This is a genomic window from Pseudomonas sp. LBUM1664 (genome assembly GCF_059695895.1).
Genome location: NZ_CP166791.1, coordinates 3718844 through 3731723, shown reverse-complemented (window position 1 = coordinate 3731723; position 12880 = coordinate 3718844). Strand labels below are relative to the sequence as shown.

General features: G+C 58.1%; 12 protein-coding genes. 7 read left to right on the top strand and 5 right to left on the bottom strand.

Features of this window, described 5'->3' with window-relative positions; all coding sequences use genetic code 11:
* Positions 1–118 precede the first annotated feature (118 nt).
* Positions 119–1021 carry a LysR family transcriptional regulator gene (locus ACA047_RS17305; RefSeq protein WP_497351321.1) on the top strand — a complete coding sequence of 301 codons (903 nt, stop codon included), beginning with the start codon at positions 119–121 and terminating at the stop codon, positions 1019–1021.
* A gap of 30 nt (positions 1022–1051) precedes the next feature.
* Here ACA047_RS17305 and ACA047_RS17300 read toward each other — a convergent pair whose 3' ends face one another.
* Entirely contained in the window at positions 1052–1654 is a 603-nt protein-coding gene (locus ACA047_RS17300; RefSeq protein ID WP_497351319.1) for a glutathione S-transferase, read from the bottom strand.
* A 167-nt stretch (positions 1655–1821) separates the two neighbouring features.
* Between ACA047_RS17300 and ACA047_RS17295 the strand changes: the two genes are divergently transcribed.
* On the top strand, positions 1822–2721 hold the full coding sequence (locus ACA047_RS17295) for a LysR substrate-binding domain-containing protein (RefSeq protein WP_497351317.1): 900 nt from the start codon (positions 1822–1824) through the stop codon (positions 2719–2721).
* A gap of 35 nt (positions 2722–2756) precedes the next feature.
* Here ACA047_RS17295 and argC read toward each other — a convergent pair whose 3' ends face one another.
* Positions 2757–3680 (bottom strand): N-acetyl-gamma-glutamyl-phosphate reductase, encoded by a 924-nt coding sequence (gene argC / locus ACA047_RS17290; protein WP_497351315.1) that lies wholly within the window; start codon positions 3678–3680, stop codon positions 2757–2759.
* Between the two features lie 114 nt (positions 3681–3794).
* Between argC and ACA047_RS17285 the strand changes: the two genes are divergently transcribed.
* Complete coding sequence (locus ACA047_RS17285; protein WP_497351313.1) at positions 3795–4679, top strand: LysR family transcriptional regulator; 885 nt, start codon at positions 3795–3797, stop codon at positions 4677–4679.
* A 76-nt stretch (positions 4680–4755) separates the two neighbouring features.
* Here the strand turns inward: ACA047_RS17285 and ACA047_RS17280 are convergent, their stop codons facing one another.
* Positions 4756–5982, bottom strand: coding sequence for a LysR family transcriptional regulator (locus tag ACA047_RS17280; protein WP_497351311.1), 1227 nt, complete (start codon positions 5980–5982; stop codon positions 4756–4758).
* Between the two features lie 136 nt (positions 5983–6118).
* Between ACA047_RS17280 and galB the strand changes: the two genes are divergently transcribed.
* From galB to ACA047_RS17260, 4 genes are all read left to right on the top strand, one after another.
* Complete coding sequence (galB, locus tag ACA047_RS17275) at positions 6119–6856, top strand: 4-oxalmesaconate hydratase (RefSeq protein ID WP_497351309.1); 738 nt, start codon at positions 6119–6121, stop codon at positions 6854–6856.
* On the top strand, positions 6853–7566 hold the full coding sequence (locus tag ACA047_RS17270; protein WP_497351307.1) for a 4-carboxy-4-hydroxy-2-oxoadipate aldolase/oxaloacetate decarboxylase: 714 nt from the start codon (positions 6853–6855) through the stop codon (positions 7564–7566). Before galB ends, ACA047_RS17270 begins: the two co-directional genes overlap by 4 nt.
* Positions 7567–7568: 2 nt before the next feature.
* The gene (locus tag ACA047_RS17265; RefSeq protein WP_497351305.1) at positions 7569–8660 is read left to right on the top strand and encodes a 4-oxalomesaconate tautomerase; all 1092 of its coding nucleotides are present in this window, start codon (positions 7569–7571) and stop codon (positions 8658–8660) included.
* Positions 8661–8884: 224 nt separating this feature from the next.
* Positions 8885–11272: a putative bifunctional diguanylate cyclase/phosphodiesterase gene (locus ACA047_RS17260; protein ID WP_497351303.1), complete on the top strand. Its 2388-nt coding sequence runs from the start codon at positions 8885–8887 to the stop codon at positions 11270–11272.
* 14 nt (positions 11273–11286) lie between these two features.
* Here the strand turns inward: ACA047_RS17260 and ACA047_RS17255 are convergent, their stop codons facing one another.
* Both ACA047_RS17255 and ACA047_RS17250 read right to left on the bottom strand, forming a co-directional pair.
* Positions 11287–11724, bottom strand: a complete 438-nt coding sequence (locus tag ACA047_RS17255; RefSeq protein WP_497351301.1) for a type 2 periplasmic-binding domain-containing protein — start codon at positions 11722–11724, stop codon at positions 11287–11289.
* 11 nt (positions 11725–11735) lie between these two features.
* Positions 11736–12830, bottom strand: coding sequence for a porin (locus ACA047_RS17250; RefSeq protein WP_497351299.1), 1095 nt, complete (start codon positions 12828–12830; stop codon positions 11736–11738).
* Positions 12831–12880 lie beyond the last annotated feature (50 nt).

The following is a 12880-nucleotide window of genomic DNA, read 5'->3' as shown; positions in this document are numbered from 1 at the left end:
GGGGCATCAGTGCTGCGGGAGCACGGGCTGCGTGGTTCGGACACTCTAGGTGGGATGCAATCGAAGATAAATGGGCTTACATTCCAGTAATAGCGGACTTAAAGGATGTAATTGATTCGTGGACAGTCTTAGCGGAATGATCTCCTTCGTGAAAACGGCAGAGGCGCTCAGTTTCATTACCGCCGCCCGGGCGATGGGAATTTCTGCCTCGGCAGTGGGCAAAAATGTCGCGAAACTCGAGGCGTCGCTGAATGTGCGGCTGTTGCACCGTAGCACCCGTAAAGTCAGCCTGACCGCCGAAGGCGAATTGTTTTACGAGCGATGCAGAAAGATTCTCGACGATCTTCAGGACGCCCGGGCCATGCTTTCTCATGTCATACAGCAGCCGCGTGGCAGACTGCGCGTCAGTCTGCCGACCATCGGCTATCGCTTCCTGCTGCCCCACATGAGCGCGTTCAGAAAGGCTTATCCGGAGATCGAGCTGGAGCTAGATTTCAACGACCAATTGGTGGATGTGATCGAGGAGGGCTTCGACGTGGTGATTCGAAGCGGTGGGCTGGCCGATTCGAAGCTCATGTCGCGCAATCTGGGGCCCTTTCGATTTGTTCTGTGCGCATCGCCTGAGTATCTGCAGCGCAAGGGTCGGCCAGAGTCTGTCAGAGACCTTGAGCGCCACGAGTGTTTGCGTTACCGGTTCGCGACGACCGGCAAGATAATGGACTGGAGCATGTCTGCCGACCCCGCGATCACACAATTGCGTCTGCCGACAGCACTGACATTGAACAACATGGAAGCCATGCTCATGGCCGTGGTCGATGGGCATGGCATTGCCTATGTCCCGGATTTTCTGGCCAGAGAAGCAGTTGCCGAAGGTCGCCTGGAAACTGTGCTCGACGGGTACTCAGATGACCAGGGGCAGTTCTGGGCATTGTGGCCTTCCAGCCGCCACCTCTCACCGAAGATCCGTGTGTTCGTGGATTTTGCCGCCGAGCGACTTTTTCGCGACGCCGGCAGCCGATGAGCCCCGCGACGATCGCTCAGGCATCGCGGGTTATTCGATGGGGTATCTCTTGAATGCGTGATGCTGCTCAAGGCGTGCGGCGTGTCGTTGCAGGTTGGGAAATTCATCGGCCTTGACCACCGATGGGAGGGTGAACTGGCTGAAAGACCACGCCACTGCCGCCGTCAGCGCTCCCTGGGTCAGTGGCCCGGTGGCGGGCTGGGCCAGGCGTTGTTCCAGGATAGAGTAGGCGGCCAGCAACTGCCCGGTTACCCGGTCGAGCCACGGTTCGTGCCGCTTCTCCACCGGTCGCAGGTGGTGCTCATAGACGATCTGGACGTTTTTTTCACACGCGGCCAAGGCCAGCCCGATCAATTGCAGGTCTTGGGCGCGTGCTGCGGGTTGTTGTGGCAGCAGTTTCTTTTCGACCGGCGCCAGGGCCTCGAAGTAGTCAAGGATCAGGCTTGAGTCCAGCAGCACCGTCGAATCGTCCAGTACCAGGGTAGGTGCCTTGACGACCGGGTTGATCTGGGCAAATTTTTCGTAGGTGCTGAACACCGAGAGTGGCTGATGCTCATATTCGACACCGTACAGATCCAGGGAAATTGCCACGCGGCGCACGTAGGGCGAGTCCAGCATGCCGACCAGTTTCATGAAGCCTCCATTTGCGTCAGGGTGATTTTTCAAGCAGTGCGGGGCTTGAAGTGCTTCAAGAGATTAATGGCACTTCTGGGGTAGGGTTGTTAATTTCAATTACTTTATAGTGGTCAGAATCCTTGCAATATCGATAATTTTTACCAAGACGGGTTAAATTTTCTTACATGAGCGCCTTTCCTCCATTGACTTGCCTGCGCAGTTTCGAGGCCACCTCCAGGCTGGGCAGCGTCACCCTGGCTGCCAAGGAATTGCACGTCACACACTCGGCCATCAGCCAGCAGATCAAGGTGCTGGAAGAGATTATTGGCCTGACGTTGTTTGTGCGTGAAGGGCGTGGCCTGCGCGTGAGCGAGGATGGCCGGCTCTATGCCTTGCAGATCCGCCAGGCCCTCGGGGACATCGCCGAGGCTACACGATTGATCCAGGCCCAGCCCAAGACAGGTGAGCTGGTGGTGGCGGTGCTGCCCTCGTTTGGCCGCTCCTGGCTGTTGCCGCGGTTACCGGGTTTCCAGCAGCTTTACCCGCACATCAGCATTCGTTTGCAAGCCAGCCTGACCCTTTCCAATCTGCATCAGGAATCGGTGGATATTGGCATCCGCATGGGCAAGGGCGATTGGGAGGGGGTGGAGCAGAAGCTGTTGTTCCATGACGAGGTGGTAGCGGTCGCCGCTCCCGGTTTCAATGGTGGACGACTGCCGCAGACGCCGCAGGCGATTGTCCAGAGCACGATTATTTATAACACGGAGTCCTGGTTGCCCTGGTGCCAGGCGGCGGGCATCGAGATGGGGGTCGAGCGCAAAGGGTTATGCAGCAATGACTCGAACCTGGTACTGGAAGCGGTCCGTCTCGGGCAGGGCATTGCCCTGGAGCGGCGCAGCCTGGTGCATGACGCCATCGAGCGGGGTGAGCTGGTGCAGTTGGGCGACGTCAGCGCGCCGTATGCCTACCCTTATTGGCTGGTATGGCCACCACGGGAACGCTCGGAAAACAAACAGCGTGAGTTCTCACACTGGTTGTTCACGGAGGTGGAGAGCTACCTTGGGCAACTGAAGAAAAGCAGCTGAAGGCGTTCGTAATACCTTGCAGCTGCTGCCAAGACTTATGCGCCCGCAAGCATCAAATCCAGATTCTGCACCGCCGCACCGGCAGCTCCCTTGCCTAGATTGTCAAACACCGCCGCCAACAAAACCTGGCCCGCGTTCTCGAACACCCTCAATTGCATATCATCCGTCCCGTTGAGCATCTGTGGATCAAGATAAGCCAACCCTTGCGCCTCCTGCATCGACATGACCTGTACATGATCGGTATCGGCGTAGTGCTGCTCCAGGCAGGCATGTAACCGCGTCGCATCAATGCCAGGGGCCAATAAGCGAAGTTGTACCGGTATGGTCAACACGATCCCTTGCCGAAAAGCCCCATAAGCCGGCACAAACATCGGCCGCTGGGCCAAGCCACTCTGTTGCTGGATCTCCGGAACATGTTTGTGCGCCAGCCCCAGCCCATAAATCTGAAATGCAGGCGCCCGTGAGGCGTTTTCCCCCTCGTGTTCTTCGACGGCGACGCGTCCTCCTCCGGAGTAGCCGGACACAGCATGAATGCTGATCGGATAATCCCGGGGCAGCAGCCCCGACTCCAGCAATGGCCGCAGCAGGCCTATCGCCCCCGTGGGATAACAACCGGGATTGCTGACTCGCCGCGCTGTGGCGATGCGTTGTGCCTGCTGGGGAGCCATTTGCGCGAAACCATAGGTCCAGTCTTTGTGGGTACGGTGTGCCGAACTGGCATCGATTACCCGTACAGCAGGATTTTCGATGCTCGCTACCGCATCGCGTGCGGCGTCGTCAGGCAAACAGAGGATCGCGATGTCGCAGGCGTTGATGGCCGCGGCGCGACGTTGAGGGTCCCTACGGTGTTCAGGTGCGAGCGTGACAAGCCGCAGATCAGGCCGGTTGTGCAGGCGTTGATGGATTTGCAACCCGGTGGTGCCTTGGTCGCCGTCGATAAATATGAGGGGAGTGGTCATGGGAAAGCGCTCGTAGGCAAGAATCAACAGCTGCGATCTTCGGCACGGGAGTAGAATAATGAAAGTTGAATTTAGAAAAGGTTTAATTCAGATTTTCTGAATCAGGAGTCATGCATGCGCGAAATCAGCCTGGACCGCCTACGCACGTTGGTCGCCATCGCCGACCTGGGCTCGTTTGCTGAAGCGGCCCGTTTTCTGAACTTGGCACCGCCCACCGTCAGCTTGCATATCGCCGATCTGGAGTCGCGGGTTGGGGGATTGCTACTGTCGCGCACGCGCGGGCGTGTCCAGCCTTCGGCGATTGGCGAAACGTTGGTGGAGCGTGCGCGACGCCTGTTGGCGGATGCGGAGCAGGCGCTGGAAGATGTGCAGCGTCAAGTTCAGGGCCTGGCAGGGCGCGTGCGATTGGGCGCCTCCACGGGCGCTATCGCGCAGTTGATGCCGCAGGCCTTGGAGACGTTGGGCCAACACCATCCCACCATCGATGTACAGGTCGCTGTGCTCACGTCACAAGAGACGCTGAAGAAACTTGTCGACGGCACGTTGGACATCGGTCTGGTCGCGTTGCCGCAGCCCCCGGTGAAGGGCTTGCGCATTGAACCGTGGCGGCGGGACCCGGTCATGGCCTTCCTGCCGGCCCGCTGGGATTGCCCGGACTTCATTACGCCCGGCTGGCTGGCGGCTCAGCCGTTGATTCTGAATGACAGCACCACTCGGCTTTCTCGCCTGACATCAGAGTGGTTCGCCAGTGACGGCCAGCATCCCACCCCACGTATCCAGCTCAATTACAACGACGCGATCAAAAGCCTGGTGGCGGCCGGTTATGGCGCGACACTGTTGCCCCATGAGGCGTCCACACTCTTGCCCGATACCAGAATCGTCATGCGGCCTCTACAGCCTTTAGTGTGGCGTCAGTTGGGCATTGCCCATCGTGGTGGGGACGTCGAACGGCCTACCCAGCATGTGCTGGATGTCTTGTGGGGGTTGAGTGCGGACTAAGGCCTCTTGTCGGGACCAGAGACGCCGGTTTCAGCCGATGCCTCATAAGAATAAGCGATGTGTCCAACCGGCCCATTTACTCCACCATGGACGGGTTGTCGCCAGACGCTTTTCGGGCCACCGCCCGGATCTGCTGCAGCAATGCCTGCGCTGCCGGAGAGTGCAGGCCGTTGGTTCGGTAGATAAGGCCTATTGGCCGACGAGTGTCGTGCAGTTGCAGCGCCAGGCGCTGCAACTCGCCTGAAGCGATTTCGTGTTCCAGCTGATGCTCCGAGACCACCGCGAGCAGGTCCGAACGCAGCAGCAGCCCTCGGATGATTGCCAGGTCACCCGTTTCTACCACCGGCTCGGGAGACTTTTCGCCCAGGTGCTCGAAATGGGTGTCCATTATCAACCGGGCAGGTGAATGGGCCCTGGGCAATATCCATTGGGCGTTCTTCAGGTCGTTGGGGGTGACGACTTTCCCGGCCAGCGGGTGTCCGCTTCGGACCAGCACGACCATTTCCTCGGTCAACAATGCTTCGCCATGGAGGTCGCTGGCATAACCCGTCGGCCTCAACGCCCCAAGTACAAAATCAACGTCACCGGCGCGTAGTTCCATCGCGAGCAGGTTGAAGGGGCTTTCGTTCGTCGCGACCCGAACGCCGGGGTGATCCTTGATCAGTTGCACAATGGCTTGTGGAAGGATCCGAGTGCGTCCCAGCGGCAGGGCGCCCACCGTCACGGTGCCTTGCAGGGTGCCCTTGAGTGCGGCGATGTCGGCGTCGAGATGCCGGAGCTCATTGAGGGCTCGACGAATGGGATAGAGAATTTCCTGGCTCACCCGAGTCGGTCGCAAACCACGGGCGGTGCGTTCGAACAGGACTTTGCCGGTGCCGCTCTCGAGTACTTTTAGCGCGCTGCTGATGGCTGGCTGAGAGAATCCGAAGGCATTGGCCACGGTCTGCATGTGCTGGGTCTCGCACAGCTTGACGAAAATTTCCAGGCGCCGCGTATACAGCAGATAAAGCGGTTCGTGCACGGTTACCGGCGGCTGGCCGAGGATCTCTGCAATCCCCGCCAGCTCGGCCAGGACCCGTCGTGCCCGAGGCAGGATACATTTGCCATAGGGCGTTAGCAGCATGCCATGGGCGTGGCGCTCGAACAGTTGCACACCCAATCGAGCTTCGAGGTTGTGGACCGACCGAGTGACCACCGATTGCGCTCGCAACAACACGTGGGATGCACGAGACACGCTTCCATGATCGACCACCCGAATAAAGGTTCGGATTTGCATCAACTGCGGCAGTTCACTGGCTGACATTAAAAAACTCTGTCGGGTCAGGCGGGCATTCGATGATGCCGATAAGTAAAAAGTATAGCATTGTAATTCGAACGCATTAGTCGCCCCCCGGTCGCTGTGCCAGCATTCCCTTAAATAAAAGAGGGAGTCCAGACTGATGAGTGACACTAACGCAAAGACCGCCCTGGTCGTCAGCGCCCATTCCGCCGACTTCGTCTGGCGTGCCGGCGGTTCCATCGCACTGCATGCCCAGCAAGGTTATGAGGTACATATCGTTTGCCTGTCTTTCGGTGAGCGAGGCGAGTCCGCCAAGCTGTGGCGCAAGGGCGAAATGACTGAAAGCAAGGTCAAGGTTGCTCGGCGTGAAGAGGCCCAGGCCGCCGCCGATGTTCTCGGTGCCACGGTCGAATTCTTCGACATCGGCGACTACCCGATGCGCGCCGACAAAGAAACCCTGTTCCGCCTGGCTGACGTGTTCCGCCGTGTGCAACCAGAATTCGTTCTCAGCCACTCTCTGAAAGACCCCTATAACTACGACCACCCTCTGGCCATCCACCTGACCCAGGAAGCGCGGATCATCGCCCAGGCCGAAGGTTATAGGCCGGGCGAGAAAATCGTTGGCGCACCACCGGTGTACAGCTTCGAACCGCATCAGCCGGAACAGTGCGAGTGGAAGCCCGATGTGCTGTTGGACATCACGGATGTGTGGGACAAGAAATACGCAGCCATCCAGTGCATGGCCGGTCAGGAGCACCTGTGGGAGTACTACACCCGGGTGGCCTTGCAGAGGGGCGTGCAGGCCAAACGCAACATTGGCATCACCTCGAAGAAAGACATTGTCTACGCCGAGGGTTACCAGAGCGTATTTCCACGCGTCACGGAGAATATGGGATGAGCATCGTCGGCAGGACGGGGGTGGTCGTGCGCAACATTGAGCGCGCTGACAGTGTGTTGATCGATGAGCTGTGCCAGTACGGCGTCGCTACGGTTCACGAGTCTCAAGGTCGTAAAGGGCTGTTGTCGTCGTCGATACGGCCGATCCAGCAAGATATCGCCATCAGCGGTTCGGCTGTAACGGTGTTGGTCGCCCCCGGCGATAACTGGATGTTCCATGTGGCCGTGGAGCAATGCAAACCGGGCGATATTTTGGTGGTCGCGCCCAGTTCGCCTTGCAGCGATGGCTTTTTCGGCGACTTGTTGGCCACCTCGCTGAAAGCGCGTGGCGTGCGTGGCCTGGTGCTGGACGCGGGTGTGCGAGATACCAAAACCCTGAGGGAAATGGGCTTTTGGGTCTGGTCCCGAGCCGTGCATGCCCAAGGCACCATCAAGGAAACCCTGGGTTCGGTGAATATTCCAGTGGTGTGCGCCGGTCAATTGGTCAATCCCGGTGACGTGGTGCTGGCCGATGACGATGGTGTGGTGATTGTGCGGCGTGAAGAGCTGCCGGCAGTGATCCAGGCCAGTCGTAAGCGTGCCGACCTCGAAGAGCAAAAACGCCTGCGTCTGGCGAGCGGCGAGTTGGGCCTGGACATCTACAACATGCGTGCGCGCCTGGAAGAGAAGGGGCTGAAGTACTACGACAGCCTCGATCAATTGGAGGGCTGACGATGAGCCAGACCCGTATTCCCTGTCTGTTAATGCGCGGCGGCACCTCCAAAGGGGCCTATTTCCTGGCCGATGATTTGCCGGCTGAGCAGGACCTGCGCGATAAGGTTTTACTGGCGGCCATGGGCTCGCCTGATCCGCGACAAATCGATGGTATTGGTGGCGCTGATTCGTTGACCAGCAAAGTCGCGATCATCCGTCGCTCAGAGCGCCCAGGGGTCGATGTCGACTACCTGTTTGCTCAAGTGGTGGTGGACCAACCGCGGGTCGACTACGGTCAGAACTGCGGCAACATCCTGGCTGGGGTGGGGCCTTTTGCCCTGGAGCGTGGGCTGATTTCGGCCCAGGGCGAGGTGACGCGGGTGCGGATATTCATGGAGAACACCGGCCAGACCGCTACGGCCGTTGTCCAGACGCCGGATGGCGAGGTGCGTTATCACGGCGAGGCTAACATCGATGGCGTGCCTGGCACCGCAGCACCGGTGATCGTTGAGTTTGACGACATTGCCGGCTCCAGTTGCGGAGCCTTATTGCCCACCGGCAACGCACGCGATCGTTTCGATGGCGTCGAGGTGACCTGCATCGACAACGGCATGCCGGTGGTTCTGATGCGCGCCGCCGACCTGGGGCGCAGCGGCTATGAAAGCCGCGAACAGCTGGATGCCGATGAAGCGCTCAAGGCCCGGATCGAATCGATTCGTCTGCAAGCCGGCCCCTTGATGAACCTGGGTGATGTGACCCAGCGTACCGTGCCAAAAATGTGCTTGATTGCCGAGCCCATTGCCGGTGGCGCTATCAACAGTCGTAGTTTTATTCCGCACAAGTGTCATGCATCGATTGGTGTGTTTGGTGCCGTGAGTGTGGCATCGGCCTGTTTGATTGCCGGCTCGGTGGCTCAAGGTGTGGCTCGTGTCCCGAGGGGTGAGCATCTTCGATTATCGGTGGAGCATCCAACCGGTGAATTCACTGTGGAGCTGCACACGGACAATGGTTCACTGGGGGGGTGTGGGCTGCTGCGTACTTCCAGGCTGCTGTTCGATGGTCAGGTTTGCATACCCCGCGGCGTTTGGTCGGGGAAGGGGAGTGGTGGCTGACAATGTCGATCTCATGGACGAGATAGAGATTCAACGGAGCCCGCCCATTGTGAATTTTAGGTCTACAGTAAGAGCTCACACTGACAGGCACAGTTTGTCGTCTATAGTTCTTAGCAGATCCGAAATCCTTTCGTGCGGGTGATCAGGCGCAACAACCTCTTCGAACCCTAACCACGTCGGATACCCGCAAGTCTTCAGTAGTAGATCAATGCAGGGAGCACACCATGCCGATCCAGCGGCCCAATACACTGAGGTTGGCCCCTGGCATTGCCAATTCCGCAAACCCCATTTGCGCTACCATGAGCAGGCTGTTTCGACGCGCCTTCGACCAGGTCAAAGAAGCCTATATTTTATTTCCGCTGCTAGCTGTTCTCCTGCTGTTGGCGATCTGGACGGCCACCCTGTACCTGATCAAGGTCGAACATGCTCGCGCGCAGCAGAGCATCGCTGCGGTGAGCCTGGAAGTCGGCGCCACGTATGAAGCGCAAATCATACGGGCCGTGCGTGAAATTGATCAGACCCTCAAGCTCATCAAATACACCTACGAGTCCGAAGGGGAGCAAAACCCGCTGCCCAAGCTCAAGGCGCGAGCGTTATTACCGCCGCCTATCCTGTTTGACATCAGCGTGGCCGACGCCAACGGCCTGATCATCGCGAGCACCCAGGCGAGCGAAGCAGGAAGTATTGTCGCCGAGGATGAATTGCGAACACTTCGGCACAACGGTTCACTGTCGATCAGTCGCCCCTGGAAAAGCCCTGTCACAGGAGAATGGCGATTGCGCTTCAGCCGTCGCCTCGACGCGGCGGATAGCGCATTCTCCGGGATTGCGATGGTCGAGGTCGATGCGGCCTATTTCGTCAGCAGTTACGACGCCTCGAAACTCGGCAATCACGGCCTGCTCGGCTTACTGGGCATCGACGGTGTCTTCCGGGTACGGCGCACCGGGGAAGAGGTATTGGCCGGTGATGCGGTCGATTATTCGGCGGTGGTGCCGGACACTGAAAACACCGAGGCCGTGCTCTCGGTCAATGGGTGGGACGGGGTGCAGCGCTACACCAGCGCCCGTCAACTCTATGATTTTCCGCTGGCGGTGATTGTTGGGTTGTCCGAGGAAGAACAACTGGCCGCGGTGACTCGGCAGGCACACACCTACCTGTGGCGGGCGGCGAGCGGTAGCCTGTTGCTGGTATTGTTGGTCGCTCTGTTGAGCCGGATGAGCTGGCAACTGGTGCAAAGCCGCCTGCGCGCCGCCGAAGCCAAAATAGCGTATGCCGAACGTGTCGAGTATCTCGCCTATCACGACGGTCTTACGTCGCTGCCCAACCGCAGTCTGTTCAGCAAGATGTTGAGTCAAAATATCAGCGAGGCAAGCCGTGATCATCGGCAACTGGCGGTGCTTTTTCTTGACCTCGACCGCTTCAAGCAAATCAACGACACGCTGGGGCACGATGCCGGTGATCAGTTGCTGCAAGAAGTGGCACGGCGACTCAAGGCCTGTTTGCGCGCCAGTGATATCGTCGCCCGATTGGGCGGCGACGAATTCGTGGTATTGCTTCCAGACCTGTCCGAGGACAAGTACGTGGCGACCACGGCGCAGAAAATTCTTTCCGTCATTGTCCGACCGTTTAACCTGCGCGACCAAGAGTTCCGCGTGACCGCCAGTATTGGTATCAGCATCTTTCCGCAGGATGGTCTGGACGAGCAGACACTCAAGAAAAACGCCGATATCGCGATGTATCAGGCCAAGCAAAAAGGCAAAAACAACTTCCAGTTCTACTCCGCGAAACTGAATGCGGATTCACTGGAACGACTGACGCTGGAGCTCAGCTTGCGCCACGCGCTGGAGCGCGAGGAGTTCCAGCTTCACTACCAGGCCAAGCGAGATATCCGCAGTGGGCAGATCACGGGTATGGAGGCGCTTTTGCGCTGGGACCACCCCGACCTGGGTATCGTAGCGCCCATGCAGTTTATTCCGGTCGCGGAAGAGACCGGTTTAATCGTGCAGATCGGCAAATGGGTGCTCAAGACCGCCTGCAGGCAAAACGTCGCTTGGCAACACCAGGGGCTGCCGCATTTGGGCATGGCCGTGAACCTGACAGCGCGTCAGTTTGCCGACGAGAACTTACTCACGGACCTCGCCTCGATACTTGCAGAAACCGGTATGGATGCCAGTCTGCTGGAGCTTGAAATCGCCGAAAGCTTGCTCATGCAAGATGTCAAAAGGGCATTGAGGGTGTTGACCAGGCTTAAACAATTGAAGATCCGGATCGCAATCGATGATTTTGGTATCGGTTATTCCTCGCTTTCGGCACTCAAGCAATTTCCGCTCGACGCCATCAAGATCGATCGTTCGTTTATCTGTGATATCAGCAGCGTGTCAGAAGAGAAAGCGTTGACCGAGGCCATTATCGCGATGGGCAGAACCCTCAGCCTGACCGTGGTTGCCCAGGGCGTGGAAACCAAGGAGCAGGCCGACTTCTTGCGCGACAATGCGTGCGACGAGTTTCAGGGGTTTTACTTTAACAAGCCGGTCCCCGCGGATCAGTTCAAGGAATTGCTACAGGCACAGACGGCGCATACGAACGTCGATACGTCAGGCCCAACAGCCTGACGAATGAGGTGCTCTCATTGGGGGGGTGATGGGAGCGCCCTGACACTACCATCCACGTCATGGGCCTCGATATAGCCAATAGTGGCGGGATTCTCTGCAATACGTTTCTTGACTTCTGCGCTGTTTGAAACAGCCTGCGGAGGCTGCCCTCTGCCGGTAAAGATTATTTTAGACCAGTGCGCTTTGAGCTGGGGTGCGGACTTGCCAGTGAACGTCGAGTAGAACTCATTGTGGACCGCCGAATCTTCAGCCTGATCGAGCGGGACAGCCGGTCCGCCGTCGGGAAAACGACTGGTCTTGCCCAGGAAAATATCCGCCACCTGATTACGCGCCAGGGCTTTCACCGGGCTGGCGGTGGCGACGACGACCACCACGTCGGCCCTGACGGTAGCGCTGGCCACGCCTATAACGAGCCCCGCTACGGAAAATCCGATGAGCTTCACAAACCCCATGGCCTGCTCCATCAGAATACGAAATCGACAGCTAGGCTGATCAAGTTGAACGAGCCTCCCGGCGCAAAGTCCGGTTGGATATTGATCAACGGACCGGTGGCATTGTCCTTCATGCGCGTGTGATCGTACTGCAACTTGGCGTCCATATTTTTTGTGAAATCCCAGCGCACACCAAGGGAAAGTGTTTGCTGGCCTTCGTTTGTTTCCTGGTCCGACGTTGCTCGTGCGTAAGTGATATAGGGTGTGAATGCGTCCACTCGGTACCCACCGCTGACATACCAGCCGTCTCTCCTCGCTATCGAGGGCTCGATCGTGGTACGCCCCCATTCGCCCATGACGAACCACTGGCCTGGATCATAGCTGGCACCCATGCCAAAAAACTCGAGCGGTCTGGCAACGGAGTTACCGACGAGTGAATTGGCTTGCTTGGAGCTCAGGTCCGCTTTCATGTAGGTGATGCGCGTGGTCAGGTTTGCGAATTCGGTCGTATTGGCAACTCCCCAAAGCTCCCTCGCCATCACCGTGCCGATACCGTTGGGTAATTGGGCGTCGTTTTGGCCGTAATTACCCTGCAAGGTATTCGTGATTTCATTGACATGAAATCTATAGCTGACGTCCATGCCGTCGCTGCTGGTGATGGGTATCAGATTGTAAACCTCCCCTGGAGGACGCACCCAGGGCATGGTGTAAGCAACTTTTCGGGTGTCGGAGAGCAAAAAAGTCGGCAACACCGTGCGCCCCACGCGCGCATTGAAATCGGGTGTGAGCTGATACTTGATGTTGGCCCATTCGAAGAATGGCCGGTAGCTATTGTCGTAACGCTGCTCCGAGATGACCTGCACCACAGCCGAAAGCTGCGGTGTGAAATTGGCGGTCAACTGAGCCCCAATCAGACTGTCGACGTTGGCGTTCCAACTGTGCGAATGACCGGCACCGTTGGGCTTGAATGCACCCGAGGTAAAGTCGGCTTTTTTCTCGCTGGAGTGAACGATCCCTGCTGTGCCGAAGCTACTCAGTGTAAATATCGACGTATCAGGATCGTCAGCGCTGACGGTGCAGGCATACAACGTCACCACCAAGGCCACTAAATTTCGTTTGGGATCCATACGATCATTACTACCTCATCAGAAAAAGCATCGTGTGGTTTAGGCTCGAC